At 26.6% G+C, this 17,394-nt stretch carries 15 protein-coding genes; 6 read left to right on the top strand and 9 right to left on the bottom strand.

All coding sequences use genetic code 11. The features are described from left to right. Window positions 1–58: 58 nt before the first annotated feature. The 6 genes from BT993_RS05630 to BT993_RS05610 form a co-directional block, all read right to left on the bottom strand. A complete protein-coding gene (locus tag BT993_RS05630) occupies window positions 59–595 on the bottom strand; it encodes a hypothetical protein (RefSeq protein ID WP_072593608.1) in 537 nt (178 codons plus the stop codon). A gap of 94 nt (window positions 596–689) precedes the next feature. Continuing rightward, on the bottom strand, window positions 690–1,991 hold the full coding sequence (brnQ, locus tag BT993_RS05625) for a branched-chain amino acid transport system II carrier protein (protein WP_072593607.1): 1,302 nt from the start codon (window positions 1,989–1,991) through the stop codon (window positions 690–692). A gap of 103 nt (window positions 1,992–2,094) precedes the next feature. Beyond that, window positions 2,095–3,486, bottom strand: a complete 1,392-nt coding sequence (locus BT993_RS05620) for an ABC transporter substrate-binding protein (protein WP_244147554.1) — start codon at window positions 3,484–3,486, stop codon at window positions 2,095–2,097. Window positions 3,487–3,492: 6 nt separating this feature from the next. Beyond that, window positions 3,493–3,885: a hypothetical protein gene (locus BT993_RS07525; RefSeq protein WP_244147553.1), complete on the bottom strand. Its 393-nt coding sequence runs from the start codon at window positions 3,883–3,885 to the stop codon at window positions 3,493–3,495. 218 nt (window positions 3,886–4,103) lie between these two features. After that, window positions 4,104–5,432 (bottom strand): chromosomal replication initiator protein DnaA, encoded by a 1,329-nt coding sequence (locus BT993_RS05615; RefSeq protein ID WP_072593606.1) that lies wholly within the window; start codon window positions 5,430–5,432, stop codon window positions 4,104–4,106. Between the two features lie 622 nt (window positions 5,433–6,054). Beyond that, entirely contained in the window at window positions 6,055–6,267 is a 213-nt protein-coding gene (locus BT993_RS05610; RefSeq protein WP_072593605.1) for a DUF6290 family protein, read from the bottom strand. Window positions 6,268–6,394: 127 nt separating this feature from the next. On the opposite strand from BT993_RS05610, the gene pth reads away from it, so the two are divergent. Genes pth through BT993_RS05585 form a run of 5 tightly spaced genes read left to right on the top strand, consistent with a single transcriptional unit; the run spans window position 6,395 to window position 12,226 of the window. Then, complete coding sequence (pth, locus tag BT993_RS05605) at window positions 6,395–7,492, top strand: aminoacyl-tRNA hydrolase (RefSeq protein WP_072593604.1); 1,098 nt, start codon at window positions 6,395–6,397, stop codon at window positions 7,490–7,492. Beyond that, window positions 7,492–9,111: a Na/Pi cotransporter family protein gene (locus BT993_RS05600; RefSeq protein WP_072593603.1), complete on the top strand. Its 1,620-nt coding sequence runs from the start codon at window positions 7,492–7,494 to the stop codon at window positions 9,109–9,111. The genes pth and BT993_RS05600 overlap by 1 nt, the downstream gene beginning before the upstream one ends. Before the next feature lie 15 nt (window positions 9,112–9,126). Further along, window positions 9,127–10,578, top strand: a complete 1,452-nt coding sequence (locus tag BT993_RS05595) for a leucyl aminopeptidase (RefSeq protein WP_072593602.1) — start codon at window positions 9,127–9,129, stop codon at window positions 10,576–10,578. A gap of 17 nt (window positions 10,579–10,595) precedes the next feature. Further along, window positions 10,596–10,868: an ACT domain-containing protein gene (locus BT993_RS05590; protein WP_072593601.1), complete on the top strand. Its 273-nt coding sequence runs from the start codon at window positions 10,596–10,598 to the stop codon at window positions 10,866–10,868. A 2-nt stretch (window positions 10,869–10,870) separates the two neighbouring features. Further along, complete coding sequence (locus BT993_RS05585; RefSeq protein ID WP_208600513.1) at window positions 10,871–12,226, top strand: PFL family protein; 1,356 nt, start codon at window positions 10,871–10,873, stop codon at window positions 12,224–12,226. Window positions 12,227–12,307: 81 nt separating this feature from the next. On the opposite strand, the gene BT993_RS05580 is transcribed toward BT993_RS05585, so the two are convergent. The 3 genes from BT993_RS05580 to BT993_RS05570 all read right to left on the bottom strand — a co-directional run bounded on the left by BT993_RS05580 (window position 12,308) and on the right by BT993_RS05570 (window position 15,085). Beyond that, window positions 12,308–13,651, bottom strand: a complete 1,344-nt coding sequence (locus tag BT993_RS05580; RefSeq protein ID WP_072593599.1) for a sensor histidine kinase — start codon at window positions 13,649–13,651, stop codon at window positions 12,308–12,310. Next, window positions 13,626–14,303, bottom strand: coding sequence for a response regulator transcription factor (locus BT993_RS05575; protein ID WP_064609118.1), 678 nt, complete (start codon window positions 14,301–14,303; stop codon window positions 13,626–13,628). Before BT993_RS05575 ends, BT993_RS05580 begins: the two co-directional genes overlap by 26 nt. A gap of 308 nt (window positions 14,304–14,611) precedes the next feature. Next, window positions 14,612–15,085, bottom strand: coding sequence for a PepSY domain-containing protein (locus tag BT993_RS05570; RefSeq protein ID WP_072593598.1), 474 nt, complete (start codon window positions 15,083–15,085; stop codon window positions 14,612–14,614). A gap of 205 nt (window positions 15,086–15,290) precedes the next feature. Between BT993_RS05570 and BT993_RS05565 the strand changes: the two genes are divergently transcribed. Continuing rightward, window positions 15,291–17,394, top strand: a 2,104-nt coding sequence (locus BT993_RS05565) for a hypothetical protein (RefSeq protein WP_072593597.1), incomplete at its 3' end; no start/stop codon positions are given.

The raw sequence follows: 17,394 nt of genomic DNA, 5'->3' as shown, positions 1-17,394 counted from the left end.
CCTCTAATTCTAAATATCCATGTAAAAGAAAAGACAGCACGCATGCACTGTCTAATTATTAAAATGTATAACCAACTTCTACTCCAATAAGCCCTTTTCCATATCCTATATATCCTCCAATACTGTATCTATCATTTATTTTGGCACCCCCTGCTAATTTAACAATAATTGCTGGTTTTGCCTCAACAGTTTTATCTTTATTAGTTATTTCTATATTTGGTCCTACTCCTAATCCAGTTTCTAAAGCAGTATATATTTTAAGATTTTCTCTTAGTTTATAGTTAAAAGATGCTTCTACTCCCAAAGATGCGTTAGGAAAGACTTCAGTTTTATCATGTTTTATTGTAGTCGTTAGATTTGCTATAAATTTAGGTCCAAATGTAATATCAAAATCCTTATTAATTTGAGCTTTCCATTCAGGCAAAAATGAAACTGATGTAGAAATTCCTACATCTATTTTTACAAAACTACCTCTTTCTGGAAGTAAAAGTGGAACAGCACTAAATGCTCCATCTACCTTATACCTAGGTCCTGTTACTTTTGCCGAAAATGATGTTAATCCTACCAATAGTAAAATTGATAATATTTTCTTCATAAATTATTCTCCTATTTTATACACATATTCTTATTAACATTATACCCCTACATAACTAATTTTGTCAATGAAGTTGATGTGTAAAAAATATTAATTAATGTTGATTTATCGGCTTATTTCTCACATAAATTATCTTTAATACAACGTAAGATATAGCAGTTGGTATAGCCCATGAGAAATTATCTTTATAGAAAGGTAATTTCATTAAATTATCTGTAATTACAGATAATTTAAATAAAATAGAATTAATTAGGGTTATGGTATTTAAAACTATTAAAAAAATCATAGTCCCTTTATACACCCTTTTATCTTTTTCATTTATTATTTCCAACACTAATATAGATAATATTATTGGATATACTAATAAAAGGACAGGTACTGAAATATTTAATATTGTATCCAAACTTAATATTGATAAAAATAATGATAGAAATATGAAAAATTTCAACCATTGTCTATATGCCATATTACTAAATGACTCATAGTTATATTCACTAGTAAAAGTAAGTATTGCAATACATGCTGTTAAACATGCTACAAAAAATACTGATGTTAAAACAAATATTCCAAAATTTCCAAATAATAATCTTACTATTTCTTTTAATATTATTGCACCATTAGTTGCATTATTATAGTTTTTAGATAATCCTGCTCCAAAAATTCCAAGTATTAAATAAATTGAAAACATTAAAATTCCTGCAATTGTTACACCAAATTTACCATAGGTTTTTAATTCTTCTTTTTTTAAATTATAGTTATTCTTAATAATATTTACTACTGTTATACCAACTATTATTGCACCTAAACTATCCATAGTATTATAACCTTGTAAAAATCCTTTTAATATAGGAAGATTTTGATATGTTTTACTTGGAACTAAAAACTCTAATTTTTGAGTAGTCAAAGTCATGATAGTTATGATAAATATTAAACTTAGTAATAAAGGCGTTAAGATTTTCCCTATTACTGTTAATATTCTACTTTGATTGTATGATAAATAATATACTATAGAAAAAAATAGTATTATATATACAATTTTAAAAATTTCTATAGTTTTTGGTTCAGAAACTAATTCTGTAATTATCATAGTAAATGGAGTTAAGGCTGCACGTGGAATTGCTATTATAGCTATAGTACAACATGCTAAGCTAAAAATAAATTTGGTAAATTTAATGCCTAATTTACTATATATTGTTCCCATTATATTTTCTTTAAATCCTAAATATACCCCCAACATAGTTGTAAAGGTACTCGTAATACCAAACCCTAACATTGAAATAAATACAGAACTTCCTGATTCTTTACCTACAAATGGTGGAAATATTAAATTTCCTGCACCAAAAAACATTCCAAATATTAATAAACCAACATAAATGTATTCTTTTTTTATTCTCATTAAATCTCCTATAAAATTTTTTTAAATAAGAAGAGAGAAAATTTCCTCTCTTCTTTTTAAAACTAAATCGATTTTAAATGATTTAGTTTATATAAACAAATATTTAGTTAGAAGCTTTAGCTGGTTCTCCTGTAACACCTTCAAATATATTATTTCTTGCACTATCTGTGTATAAATTAGCACTCTTAATTGCTTTATTTATTGGTGAAACTCCATAACTAAACATTAAAGGTACTTCTACTGCTTGATCTAAGTAGTATTTATGCCATTTCTTATATGCCTCTGCCTTATAGTTTGGATCTGCTAATCCCTTAGGATCTGAAATTGCAGCAAGTAATTTATCATTTTCTTCACTTACGAAACGAGTCATATTAAATGCAGCGTATCTTGAAGTTGATTGTGAAGGATCAAGTGATGTTCCTACTCCCCATGCAGCAGCATATAAGTTTATTTCTGGATCATTTGCTTGTACTTTTTCATAGAATAATTGGAATTCAAGTAATCTTCCATTTGTTAGCTGAACATCAACTCCAATTTCTTTCCAGTTTTGTAAGTAAAATTGTGCTAATGGTTCAGCAACATCTCCTCCACCCATTGTTGTAAATTTAAGCGTTAATTTTTTACCGTCTTTATCAACAAATCCATCTCCATCAGTATCTTCATACCCTGCTTTTTTCAATAATTCTTTAGCCTTTTCTGGATTATATGGATATCCAACATTAGTTGAATCATAGAATTTTTTAAATATTGGTGGAGTTTGTCCATTAGCTCTAGTTCTTAACCCCTTGTAGAAAGCTTGTGCTGCCTCATCTACATTTAGTGCATATGCTAAAGCTTTTCTTAAATTAACATCTTGCAATGGAGTATCTCTATCCATTATATTTTCATTCTTTTCATTATCTCTATGACCTAAATTAAATGCTAGATATGAATAATAAAGAGATGGTCTACCAAGCATTACTAAATTATCTAACTTAGAATACTTATCATAAGCATCTCCAGGAACTCCTAAATATGTATGATATTCTCCTTGTTTCATACTTTCTACTACTAATTGTGGAGTAATAGTTTTAATTGTTACCTTACCAACTTTAACTTTTCCTAAATGATAATATTCATTGGGTACTAATTCTACTGCTTCTCCTGGTACTATGTTTTTTATAATAAACTTACCGTTTGAAAGAGGATTTTTCCTTATTTTATCAGAAGTTTCTAAATCTTTCATAGCTACATCTGATAAATAGTGTTTAGGAAGTAAACTACTCATACTAGATATTGCCCCTCCACCAGTAACTACCTTAGAATCATTTTCAAATAATTGTACATGTACTTCTGTATCAGAAACTTTAGTAACTCCTGAAATTTTATCAGCTTTACCCTCATGGTATTCTTTCATTCCAACTATTTTACCATGTTCTTTTTCATCATATCTAATTCCTGTATAATCTTTATGTCCTAATACTTCTAAAGTGTAGATTAAATCATCTGCTCCCATAGGGTTTCAGTCTGACCATTTTAACCCCTCTTTAAATTTAACTATTACTTTCTTATTTTCTAAATCTAATGATAATGTAGCAATACCACCTTCAATATTTAATATTTCAAAATCTTCATTTGTCCAGAAAATTTCTTCAGTAATATATGATAATATATTTGAATCATAACCATCAGTATAATGTAATTTTGATAATAGCCCCTTAAAAGGTGATGAAACTACAAGTGACACCTTATATTCTGCATTCTCATCAACAATTCCATCATTTTTATACTCCATAGGGAATTTTAAACTAATTCCAGCACCATTTCCTAATTCAGATTTAGCTTTTCCTAGTCCACATGATACTAAAAATCCAAGACTTGCAACTGCTAAACTAGCAGACAATATTTTTTTCATAATTTTCCTCCTAAATATTCATTATTTTAATTTTTTAATTAGTGTCAGTATATCATTCTTTTAAATATTTAGGAAATATATATTATTTATTTTGTTAATATATCTTATTAATACATTTTAAGTTATTTTTTTATCTAAAAATATCTCTTGAAATTCTACCCTATTTTTTATTCTTTGATTTTTAATTTAAAAGAAAGATAACTAAAATGTCATCTTTCTTAACTCTCTATATTTGATTTTAAAGCTTTAATATCCTTTAATAATTGATTACTAGGATCTTCTGTTTCCATAACCCTTATTTTTTCTAGTGCTTTAACTATTGATGTATGGTCTGAACTAAACATTTTACCTATTTCGCCTAAAGTTATTTTTAATATATTGGTAAGTAAATACCTTGAAGCATCTCTTGCTCTTACTATTTCAGCTTTTCTACTCTTACCTAATATTTCTTCTTTCTCAATGTTATAATAAACGGAAACAGTATCAAGTATCTTATCAGAAGTTATAGAACTTTTTTTTCTAATTATCTTCTTATTTAATTCATCTATTATCATTTTCTTATTAACTACTTCATTCATCAATTTAGCTCTTGCAACTATAGTATTAACAAAGCCCTCTAATTCTCTAATATTCGTTTCTAATTCATCAGCTATAAAATACATTAATTCTTGATCCATAGGTATATTTTCTTTAGTAATTATTGTCTTAATTATTGAAATTCTTGATGTTTTATCTGGCATCTTAAGTTCTACTAAAGCACCTGAAACTAACCTTGAAATTAGTCTTGCCTCAACATTAGTTAATTCCTCTGGGTATTTATCAGATATTAATATTATTGGTTTATTTGCCATATGCAAAGTATTAAAGGCATTATAGAATTCTTTTTGTATCTTATCATCACCTTTACCAAATATATTTTCAAAAAACTGTATGTCATCTACTATTAACATATCTAAATCTGCATATTTATCTTTAAAAGATATAGTGGTTCTTTCACTAAAACTTTTAATTAATTCATTAGAAAATTCTGTAGATGTAGTATAAAATACCTTACTTTCAGGATTCTTTTCTATCATTTCATTCCCAATAGCTTGAGCTAAATGTGTTTTCCCTAATCCTGAATCTCCATATATCATAAGTGGACTATTTGATAACTTACCGTCAAGTATAGCCATACCCAATTTATATGCAAATAAATTATTATCTCCAATAACATAGTTATTAAAAGTAAATTTTTTATTAAGATTATTAAAAATTCTATCTTTTTTATTTACAGTATTAGGATTTAAAAAATCTTTGAAATTCTTTTTAAGCTCTATAGAAATTTCTCCAAGCAATGCACCATAGTTTTGATTGGCTTTTTTCTCTATTTCTGATTTTATATTTTCTATCTCTACATATGATTTATAATCATCAATTTGTAATAATAAAGTTGAATTACTAAAGTCTATAGCTCTAACACTATGATTAATATAATCAGAAAAACTAATCTGATTATCCTCTAATATTTTTTTTAAAGCCTCCCATAATTTGCTTGGTTCTAACATCTATACATACCTTTGGAATAAATCCATCCCTTTCTTTTTTATAATACATATTAACATAAAAAATTATCTATTTCAACTTTCAAATAAAGCATATATAAAGAGTTATTCACATACTCACAATCAGAATAAAACCACTGTTTATACTCTTTGTATAACTTTTTCACAAAAAAATATGAATTGTGAATAACAACAAAGTCTATATTTTTCAAGCTAAAATTTTTTTATTCACAACTTTATTTTTCTCTAAAAAAAACATTTTTATTTTACATTCTCACCTTTATGTAAAAGAAAAAAACTCTAAACCGTCTTAAAATACAAGTTATACACTTTTTCACAAAGTTAAGCACATTAACAAAGCTTGTATTTAATATGTTTATGACTTTTTTTATAAACAATAGCACATTTATTATTTAACCATTTAAAAGACTTCGCACTTAGTTACACACAAAAAATAGTTAGTTTTGAATAACTAAAGAATAGTCTGTGCATAAAAATTACTCACAAAATTTTAAAAGTTTAACACAGAAAAAAATAGTATATAAGCATGATAAATAAAGAGTATTCACAATTTCATATACATAATAATAAAGAATATGAATATATATAAATATATATTATTTATTTAAACATCTAAATTTTTAAAAATGACATTATTCTTTTTTTCTTTTTTCATATAATCTAAATAAAGTTTTTCTGCTAAATATATTTCAAATTCATTTTCTATCTTTTCAAATAAAGCTTTTTTAAAAACTTCTTCTAAAGTAAGAGAATGAGATTTAGCATAATTAAAAATTTTCTCTTTTTCTTTATCATCAAATTTAACTAATATCTCCATAATATCTCCTCCTAATATATTCATACCCTGAAATTTATAAAAGTCAATTAAAAATAAAAAAATACATAGAAAAAAAATAGAAAAAATGGTAAAATTAGGTGTAATTTTAAATGAAAAGAGGTGTAAAGTGAAATTAATAGTCGGATTAGGAAATCCTGATAAGGAATATGAAAAAAATAGACATAATATTGGATACATCTATTTAGATAAATATTTAGATGCTAATAATATTTCAAATTTAAAAGAAAAATACAAAAGTATGTATACAAAAGAATTAATTGGGAATGAAACTGTTTTTTTTCAAAAACCTTTAACTTATATGAATTTAAGTGGAGAAGCCATTAAAGAGTTAATTACTTTTTTCAAAATAAATACTAAAAAAGATTTGTTAGTTATTTATGATGACATGGATTTAAAAGTTGGAGAAATAAAAATAAAAAATAATGGAAGATCTGCTGGGCATAATGGAATAAAATCTATAATATCCCATATAGGCGAAGAATTTATAAGAGTTAAGGTAGGTATAGGAAAACCTAATAATAAGTCTGTAATATCACATGTTCTAGGAAATTTTACTGAAGAAGAAAACATTATTTTAAATAAACTAGATAAACATATATTTAAAATAATTAATGCTTTTATAAACAATACAGATATTGAAAAATTAATGTCAAAGTATAATATAAAGCAAAAAGAAAATTCTAAAAGTAAATTTAAACTTAGAAAAGCTAAATTAGAAGATATAAATAAAATATTAGAAATTAAAGAACTAGCTTTAGAATTTCAAAAAGAAATTGGCTTAAATCAATGGTCTAATAATTATCCTTTAGAAGAAGATTTTAAAAAAGATATAAAACTTCAAAGAGGGTATGTATATGAAAAAGATAAAGAAATTTATGCTTACGCATCTTTAAATTATGGAATTAATACCATGTATCTTAAAACATATGATGGAAATATTAATAATGAAATTGATTATTCATCTATACATAGAGTCATGGTAAATAAAAATGAAATGAAAAAAGGTATAGGAAAAGAATTTTTAGAAAAATTAATAAGAATCTCTATAAAAGATTCTAAATTTGTTGTAAGAATAGACATACATAAAGATAATATAGCAATGATGAAATTAATTAATAAATTGAACTTTAAATATATAGCTAAAGTTCATGCAAGTGATGAAACTGAAAGAGATGTATTCGAATATACTTTAGGAGGAAATTAATGACACAAGTTATAAATTACAGAGAGATGATATTTACATTTTTAGGAGGATTAGGATTATTTCTTTTCTGTATAAAATACATGGGAGAAGGATTGCAATTAATGGCTGGAGAAAAATTAAGATATATTTTAGATAAATATACAACTTCTCCATTTCTAGGTGTACTTGTTGGAGTATTTGTTACAGCTTTAATACAATCAAGTTCTGGAACATCAGTAATAACAATAGGACTAGTTGGAGCTGGATTGCTTACTTTAAGACAGGCTATAGGAATAATAATGGGAGCTAATATAGGAACTACACTTACAGCTGTAATTATAGGGTTTAATATTTCTCGTTATTCACTACCAATACTTTTCTTTGGAGTAGCATTATTAACTTTCACTAATAGAAAAAATATTAATAATATAGGAAGAATAATATTTGGTTTTGGTGGATTATTCTTTGCATTAAGTTTAATGTCTAAAGCTATGCACCCTTTAAGAAGTTTACCATCATTTGTTGATTTAACAATAAATTTAAGTAATAATTCATTATTAGGTGTATTTATAGGGACAGCACTTACTATGATAGTTCAATCATCATCAGCAACTGTTGGTATATTACAAAATATTTATCAAGATAATTTAATTACTTTAAGAGCAGCATTACCTGTATTATTCGGGGATAATATAGGAACAACTATAACTGCCATAATTGCAGTAATAGGAGCAAGTTCAGCAGCTAAAAGAATTGCTCTTTCACATGTTCTATTTAATATAATTGGTGCTACAATTTTCATGATATTTTTAACACCTTTTACACTTTTTGTAGAAAAAATGAGTAAGTTTTTACATTTATCACCTAAGTTGACTATAGGGTTTGCACATGGAACATTTAATATTTTAAATACAATAATATTATTCCCTTTCATAGGAGTTTTAGCATATATAGTTAGCAAAGTTATAAAAGAAGATAAAAATGATGAAGAATATACAGTTAAATATCTTGATAGAGCATTAATTCAAACACCATCTATAGCACTTGGACAAGTAAAACAAGAAATGCTATTAATGATAGAAGTTGCTTTAGAAAACTTAAAGAAATCTGTTGAATTTTTCCATACTCATGATGAAAATCTTGCATTGGAAATAAAGAAAAGAGAAGAGGGTATTAATACACTAGATAGAGAAATAACAAAATATTTATCAGATCTTTCAAGAGAAAATTTAAGTGAAAAAGAGGGAGAAGAATTAGGAATATACTTAGATATGTGTAGAGATGTTGAAAGAATAGGAGATCATGCTGACGGTATATTAACAGATGTTGAATATGAAATAAGAAAAAATTTAAAATTCTCAGAATACGCACATAATGAAATTAATAACATTTTACAAATATCAACAGAAATGGTAGAATGTGCAATAGAAGCTATTAAACATGGAGATAAAGAAAAAGTATTTGAGGCATTAGATTTACATAATAGAGTATATTCATATGAAAAGAAAATAAGAAAAAATCATATTAAAAGATTAAATTCACAAGAATGTGAAATTCATGCAGGTCTTTCATATATAGATTTAATATCACATTTTACAAGAGTATGCGACCATGCGAGAAATTTAGTAGAAAAAATATAGAAAGAGGATAGAAATATGAAATATAATATAGGATTAGAAAATGTTAAAAATGGGTTAGAAGCAGTGTTAGTTTATGAAAATGAAAAAGTAGATAATGTTGTTTTTGATAAGATGAATAAACTTGGTCTTTTTTCAGGAAAAGAAAGTGAAATTCTAATTTATAGAGATTTAGAAGATAAAGAAAAAGTAGCTTTAATAGGTTTAGGTAAAAAAGAAGAAATAACTATAGATAAAGTTAGAAAAATTTTCTATAAATTAGCTAAAGAAATGCAAGTTAAAAAAGAAGATGAAATAAAAATATATATACCTAAATTAAATGGTTTATGTACAAGAAGAACTTATTGTGCAGCACTTGAGGGAATGATACATGCAGAATATAGATTTGATAAATATAAGTCTGAAAAAGTTAATTTAAAAGAAATTACAGTTAATTTCTTTGTAGATAGTGCTAAGGAAGAAAAAGTTAAAAAAGAATTAGTTAAAATTACTAATACTATGGAGGGAGTATTCTTTACTAGAGATTTAGTAAATATGCCATCTCAAGATTTATATCCTGAAACTTTAGCTAATTTTGCTAAAGAAAAATTAGAAAAATTAGGTGTAAAAGTTACTGTTTTAGAAGAAGATGAAATAGAAAAAATAGGAATGAAAGCTTTCTTATCAGTAGCAAGAGGTTCAGAAAATAGACCTAGATTTATAATAATGGAATATTTAAATAATAATGAAAGTTCAGAAAAAATAGCTTTAGTAGGTAAAGGTATTACTTATGATACAGGAGGATATTCTATTAAACCAAGTGATGGAATGAAGACTATGTTCTGTGATATGGGTGGAGCTGGAACTGTAATAGGAACTATGTATTCATTAGCAAAGAATAATATTAAGACTAATGTTTATGGAGTAGTTGCTGCTTGTGAAAATTCTATTAGTGGAAATTCATATAAACCAGGTGATGTTATAGGTTCATTAGCTGGAAAAACTATAGAAGTTGACAATACAGATGCAGAGGGAAGATTAACACTTGCTGATGCAGTTTATTATTCAGCAGAAGTATTAAAAGTTGATAAAATAATAGACCTTGCAACATTAACAGGTGCTTGTCTTGTAGCATTAAGTGAATTCTATACTGGAAGTGTAACTAATAATCAAGCCTTATTTAATGAAGTTCTTGAAGCATCTAAAAAAGCAGGAGAACCAATATGGCAATTACCTACTTCTGATGATTTCAGAGCATTAAATAATTCAGTAGTAGCAGATATTAAAAATTCAGGTGGTAGATTAGGTGGAACTATTACTGCAGGATTATTCATAGAATCATTTGTTAATAAAACACCTTGGGTACACTTAGATATAGCTGGAACAGCATTTTTATCTAAAGCTAATGGATATTTACCATTAGGAGCAACAGGAGTTCATGTTAAAACTTTAGTTGAATTATTAGATAAACACTGTGGTTGTTCAAATTAAACATAAAGGAGAATAACATGAAAAAAACTATTATTACTGTTGTAGGATTAGATAAAATAGGAATAATTGCAAAAATATGTAATGCTTTAGCAGAAGTTGATATAAATATATTAGATATTTCTCAATCTATACTTGAAGGATATTTTAATATGATAATGATAGTTGATGTTACTAAATCAAGTATTGGACATACACAATTACAAGAAAGGCTAGATGTAATAGGAAAAGAATTAGATATACAAATTAATGCACAAAAAGAAGAAATTTTCCAATCTATGCACAGGGTGTAATTATGAATGTATTTGAAATTAATGAAACTAATAAAATGATACAAAAAGAAAACTTAGATGTAAGAACTATTACTTTAGGTATAAGTTTACTTGATTGTGTAAGTGATGATATAGATGTTTTTTGTGATAAAATATATAAGAAGATATATAACCTGTCAAAGAATTTAGTAAAAACTGGAGAAGAAATAAGTAAAGAATTTGGTATCCCTATAGTAAATAAAAGGGTATCTATTACACCTATTTCATTAGTTGCTTCAGGTTGTACTAAGACTATAGATGATTATGTAAAAATAGCCAAAACTTTAGATGATGTTGCTAAAAAAGTTGGAATAGATTTTCTAGGTGGATATTCAGCTTTAGTTTCTAAAGGAATGACATCAAATGAAGAACTATTTATTAGATCTATACCTAAGGCTTTAAAAGAAACTAGATTTATTTGTTCTTCTCTTAATCTTGGAAGTTCAAAAATAGGGCTTAATATGGACGCTATAAAACTTGTAGGAGAAATAATAAAGGAAATAGCAGAAATAACACCAAATTCTTTTGGTTGTGCTAAATTTGTTGTATTCTGTAATGCACCAGATGACAATCCATTTATGGCAGGAGCTTTTCATGGAGTTAGTGAAATGGACGCAACTGTTCATGTTGGAGTAAGTGGACCAGGTGTAGTTGCAAGTGCAATTAAAGAATCTAAAGGTAAGAGTTTTGATGAATTATGTGAAATCATTAAAAAGACTTCATTTAAGATTACAAGGGTTGGACAACTTGTTGCAAATGAGGCTTCTCGTAGATTAAATGTACCTTTTGGTATTATAGATTTATCATTAGCACCAACACCAGCTATAGGAGATTCTATAGGAGAAGTATTAGAATTTATGGGATTTGAAAAAGTTGGAGCTCCAGGGACAACTTGTGCATTGGCTCTGTTAAATGATTCTATAAAAAAAGGTGGAGTAATGGCAAGTTCTCATGTGGGAGGATTAAGTGGAGCATTTATTCCTGTTAGTGAAGATGCAAATATGATAGATGCAGTTAAAATAGGAGCATTAAGTTTAGAAAAATTAGAGGCTATGACTTGTGTTTGTTCAGTTGGACTTGACATGGTTGCAGTACCTGGAACAACTAGTGCAGCAACTTTATCTGGAATTATAGCAGATGAGATGGCTATAGGTATGATAAATCAAAAGACAACAGCAGTAAGAATAATCCCTGTTACTGGTATGGTAGAGGGAGATATGGTAGAATTTGGTGGATTACTTGGTAGAGCACCAATAATGAAAGTAAATCCATATAAATGTGATGAATTTATTAACAGAGGTGGAAGAATACCAGCACCAATACATAGTTTTAAAAATTAATAAAATTATTTATAAATAAAGTAAAATCCTACTTAAATGAGGGAAAGTTAATTAACCTCTAAAAGTAGGATTTTATATTTTCTATTCTATTTTGTTAAAACATACTGTAAATTTAGTATAATTCATATAATTACTTTCTACACTAATTTCAGCATGATGTAGTTTAACTATTTCTTTAACTAATGATAAACCAAGTCCTGAACCTTGATTTTCTCCCTTATTTCTTGATATATTTTCTTGATAAAATCTATTAAATATGAAATCTATATTCTTTTCAGAAATTCCTAACCCATTATCAATAATTTCTAAAATTATTTTCTCATTTTTATTGATTAAATTAATGCTAATTTTATCTTTTGTGAATTTAATTGCATTACTTATTAAATTATCTAACATTCTTTCTAACATAATTTTATCACCAAATATGATAATATTTTTTTCAATATTTTTAGAAAGATTAATATTTTTTTCTTCAAAAATTATAGAATTATCAATTAATGTGTGATTTACTAAATCAGATAAATTTAAATTAATCAATTCTAAATTAGATATATTTTCAATTTTAGATAACATCATTATTTGATTAATTAATTCAGACATTTTCTTAGATTGCCTTTTTATAACCTCAAAAGATTCTTTAGCTTCTTCTAGGTTACTTACATGTTCTAAAGAATAAGAACTTTCTGCAAGTATAACACTAATAGGTGTTTTTAGTTCGTGTGAAACATTTGAATTAAATTGTTTTTCACGTATATATGATGATTCAATTGAATCAAGCATGGTATTAAAAGTTTTAGCCATTTTATGTATTTCATCACTACCATCTTCAATCTCAATACGTTTAGAAAAATCTTGACTTTTTGTAATGTCTAATGCAGTGTTTGAAATCTGTTTAACAGGTCTAAATCCTCTTTTTAATATTTCTTTTCCACCTAAAACAACGATTAGAAAAAATATTGGAGCAAAAATTGATAAAATTATATTATTTCTATCTCTATCTTGTGCAAGATGATTGATAGGATAAACTCCTCTTATCCAATAATTACTATTTTTTATTTTACTATCATAATAATAGAACTTATAATCATTTTTTTCATATATCCTGATGCTATTTTCTTCTAATTTAAGTTTAAGATTAAACCCTAAAGGATATTTACCAGCAAGTATTTCTCCATAATGATCATAGTTTATATAGAAAATCCCAGATTCAAAACTTTCAAATTTTTCAGGATATTTAGCGACCTCATCAACATGATCTTTTAATTGTTGTTTAGATACACTCATTCCTAAAGATGAAGAAAGTATTAGTATAAGGACTATACTTGATATCATTAACAAAAGTATAAATGTACTATACCAAAGAGTAACTTTTAAAGTTATTGGAATATTTCTTTGAAACTTAGTTCTCATTCTCTTTAACCACATAACCAAGCCCCTTTTTAGTAAATATTATTTGTTTAGCTCCCTCTAAATCAATTTTTTTTCTGATATTTTTAATTAATACATCTATAACATTAGAACATCCCTCATAATAGAAATCCCAAACATGATTTTTAATTTGTTCTCTACTTACGATTCTATCCTTATTTTGCATTAGATATTCTAAAACTTCATATTCTTTACCCGTAAGCTCTATATTTACACCATTACGAATAACAGTTTTTTTCATGGTATCTAAAATTAAATCATGTATTTTAATTTCATAGGATAAATTATCATATTTTCTTCTAATAATAGCTCTAATTCTAGCAGTTAGTTCTTCAAAATCAAAAGGTTTAGATAAATAATCATCAGCTCCTAAATCAAGACCTTTTATTTTATCTTCTATTTGATTTTTTGATGTTAGCATTAACACAGGTGTCTTATTATTCTTTTTTCTAATCTTTTCTAAAACTTCAAAACCACTTAATTTTGGTAGCATAACATCTAATATTGCTAAATCATAAGAAGCTTCATTTAAATTAAAAATAGCCTCTTCTCCATCAAATACAGAATCAACAATATATCCATTTTTTTTAAGATACTTTTTTATAATATTATTTAAATCGATTTCATCTTCAACTAAAAGTATTTTCATATGTTATCCTTTCGTTTTTTTTAATTTTAACATAAATACAAAAAAAAGATAAGCAAAACTTATCTTTTCTCTACCTTATATATATCTTCAAAACTCCTTTTCTCAATTTCCAACCCCTATAATAACATTTCAAAATATATACAAGTATAAAATTAATTAATGAACAAATATTTAGAAGTATGAGGATTATTCTTGTATATGTATAAGCTACCACCCTTATTTTTGAAATATATAATCTTATTTTAAGACCTAGGTCTTATTACACTCTTATTGTACATTCTTAAAATGAATGAAAAATGAATAAAAAACTATTTTTTAATTTCTAATATTTCTCCAGTATGTGCATCTATAGTAAATGATATTTCATTATTTCCGTCTAAAACTTGAATTTCATATATTTTTTTCCCCATTTTTTTATCTAAATATATTTCAGTATATACTGGATGTTTAATCTGTTTAGATATTATTATTTTAACATTACTTACACTTAAAATATCATCATCTTTATCTTGTACTTTTTTATCATAATCAACTTTAGTTGATAATATTTTTCCAGTAGTAGCATCTATTTTAAATTCTTTTTTTGAATTGCTATATATAACTTCAATTTTCCATATAGGATTATTTTTAATATAATCTAACTCTATAGAATTAACTCTTCCATTTTCATTATGAGAGATAGCCTTACTTAAAGCTTCTTGTTTAGTAAATTTAACTCCTTGATCAATTCCAAATATATTAAATCCCACTATTAAAAATATGTAAAATAAAGATTTTTTCATAACTATCTCCTTTCACGGTAATATATTAAAATTATACTTACTGAATATGAATATAAAATGAATTTTCAATTAGTGCAAAAAATAACTAATATATGGTCTTTACTATTGACAAATATAAAGTGTGAGGTATACTTTTATTAAACATTTTGAAAAATATGTAAAAAGGAGGTCTGCATAGTTTAGGTTTCGACTATGCAAGGAGTAAATGAAGAAAAATAAATTAATTACAGTTCTAGCATTTATTTCGGTTTTATCTTATGGTATGGATAATGAAATACAAAATCTTAGGACAAGCAACAGTATATTAGGTGGAGAAAAACCATTGGTTGTTGGTTTAAGATCTACAGCTGCTGATGATGAAAGAGTAACAAAAGGTAAAGATGCTAAAGCTGAAGGTGAAAAAGCAATAGCAATAGGTAATGAAGCAAATACAAAAGGGAAAAAAGGAATAGCTATGGGAGTTGGAGCTCATGCTGGAGCAAGTATGGGTATTAGTAGTGAAGTAGAAAATGCTGTAGCAATAGGAACAGGAGCAAAAGCAACAGCAGATGATGCAATAGCTATAGGAAATAAGGCAAATGCTCAAACAAAATATGGTATAGCAATAGGAACAGAAACTTCAACTGACGGAATAGGTGCAATAGCTCTAGGGTATAAGAGTAAGGCTAATTCAGATTCAATAGCGATAGGTAAAAGTGCAGAAAGTTATGGAAAAGGAATATCTATTGGAGAAAATACACATTCAAGACGTAGTACTGTTGTAATAGGAAATGGAGCAACATCAAAAGGAGTATATTCTCATAGTAATGTAGCTATAGGACATGAAAGTACTGTAGGAGAGAACTTAATTAATGCAATGGCATTAGGAGCTAAATCTAAAGTAGAAGAAAGATACTCAATTGCACTTGGAGCAAATTCTGTAGCTAAACAAAGAGATGATAGATATGGTATTGATATGTTGACTGATAAAAAGGCTGAAATGAAAGATAAACTATCAGAAGCAGATAATACAAAATATTTAAACTTAAAATCAGAATTAAAAACTATGATTGAAGAAAGTGAAAAACTTCAGAAAGAAGTATCTGAAATTATGGCTAAGGATGTTAATTCAAGAACAGATGAAGAAAAAAATAAATTAACAGATTTAGTTCAAAAAAGAGATGAGAAGACTAAAAAAATTAATGAGAAATATAAAGAGTATGCAAAACTAGTAAAAGTGTGGAGATCTACATATGGAGAATTATCAATTGGAGATGCTGAAAATGGATTAACAAGACAATTAACTGGACTTGCAGCAGGATTAAATGATACTGATGCAGTAAATGTAGCTCAATTAAAATCTCTAGCTAAGAAACTTGAAAATGAAAATAAAACATATTTTCATGTTAATACAGGGGAAAATAAGGATACAGGGAATAAGGACACTAACTTAGGAAAACTAGGAGATTCAGCAGGAGCTACTGGTATGGGTTCAATAACAGTAGGAATGAATGCTAAAGCTAGTGAACTTAATTCAATGGCACTTGGTACAGATTCAAATGCAAGTGGATTAAATAGTTTATCTATTGGAAGATTAGCAAATTCTTCTGGTATTAATTCAATAGCAATAGGAGTTGATTCAAAGGCATCAGGAATAAGTTCACTATCTTTTGGTATAGATTCAAAAGCATCGGGAATGAGTTCAGTAGCAATAGGAGCAACTTCAAAATCTTTAGGATATGGATCTGTTTCATTAGGATCAAGTTCATCTTCTAAAGGAAATCACAGTGTAGCTATTGGTGGACTTGCAAGTGCAACTATAGAAAAATCAGTAGCTCTTGGATCAGAAAGTGAAACAACTAAGGCAACAGCAACAAAAGAAGTAAAAATAGGGGATTTAACATTTGGAGAGTTTGCAGGGCATACACCTACTTCAGTAGTATCTATAGGATTTGAAAGAAGAGAAAGACAGTTACAATATGTAGCAGCAGGACAAATAACTAAAACATCAACAGATGCAATAAATGGTTCACAACTTTATGCAACTAATAGTATTTTAGAGAAATTTATAAACTCAACTAAAGGTATTTTAGGTGGTAATGCTAATGTAACTACAAGTGGAGATGAAGTTGGAAAACTTACTATGAGTAATATTGGTGATACTGGCAAAGATAATATTCATGATGCTATAAAATCAATAAAAGAGAAAGAAGAAGAAAATAAAAAAGAAATAGAAAAAGTAGATAAAAAAATAGATAAAACAAAAGAAGATTTAGAAAAGAAGATAGATGATACTAAAAAGGAAATAGAGAAAAAGATAGAGGACATAG

Origin of the sequence: Streptobacillus ratti, assembly GCF_001891165.1 — a bacterium.
Taxonomy (GTDB): Bacteria; Fusobacteriota; Fusobacteriia; order Fusobacteriales; family Leptotrichiaceae; genus Streptobacillus; species Streptobacillus ratti.
This window is presented reverse-complemented; position numbering and strand designations above follow the sequence as displayed.

What these genes read in the sequence shown, in the direction of transcription:
- BT993_RS05630 (WP_072593608.1), bottom strand. Translation starts at nt 595, where the DNA reads ATGAAGAAAATATTATCAATTTTACTATTGGTAGGATTAACATCATTT.
- BT993_RS05590 (WP_072593601.1), top strand. Translation starts at nt 10,596, where the DNA reads ATGAAAAAAACTATTATTACTGTTGTAGGATTAGATAAAATAGGAATA.
- BT993_RS07525 (WP_244147553.1), bottom strand. Translation starts at nt 3,885, where the DNA reads ATGAAAAAAATATTGTCTGCTAGTTTAGCAGTTGCAAGTCTTGGATTT.
- BT993_RS05570 (WP_072593598.1), bottom strand. Translation starts at nt 15,085, where the DNA reads ATGAAAAAATCTTTATTTTACATATTTTTAATAGTGGGATTTAATATA.
- BT993_RS05580 (WP_072593599.1), bottom strand. Translation starts at nt 13,651, where the DNA reads ATGTGGTTAAAGAGAATGAGAACTAAGTTTCAAAGAAATATTCCAATA.
- BT993_RS05595 (WP_072593602.1), top strand. Translation starts at nt 9,127, where the DNA reads ATGAAATATAATATAGGATTAGAAAATGTTAAAAATGGGTTAGAAGCA.
- BT993_RS05575 (WP_064609118.1), bottom strand. Translation starts at nt 14,303, where the DNA reads ATGAAAATACTTTTAGTTGAAGATGAAATCGATTTAAATAATATTATA.
- brnQ (WP_072593607.1), bottom strand. Translation starts at nt 1,991, where the DNA reads ATGAGAATAAAAAAAGAATACATTTATGTTGGTTTATTAATATTTGGA.
- BT993_RS05610 (WP_072593605.1), bottom strand. Translation starts at nt 6,267, where the DNA reads ATGGAGATATTAGTTAAATTTGATGATAAAGAAAAAGAGAAAATTTTT.
- BT993_RS05620 (WP_244147554.1), bottom strand. Translation starts at nt 3,486, where the DNA reads ATGGGAGCAGATGATTTAATCTACACTTTAGAAGTATTAGGACATAAA.
- BT993_RS05585 (WP_208600513.1), top strand. Translation starts at nt 10,871, where the DNA reads ATGAATGTATTTGAAATTAATGAAACTAATAAAATGATACAAAAAGAA.
- BT993_RS05615 (WP_072593606.1), bottom strand. Translation starts at nt 5,432, where the DNA reads ATGTTAGAACCAAGCAAATTATGGGAGGCTTTAAAAAAAATATTAGAG.
- BT993_RS05600 (WP_072593603.1), top strand. Translation starts at nt 7,492, where the DNA reads ATGACACAAGTTATAAATTACAGAGAGATGATATTTACATTTTTAGGA.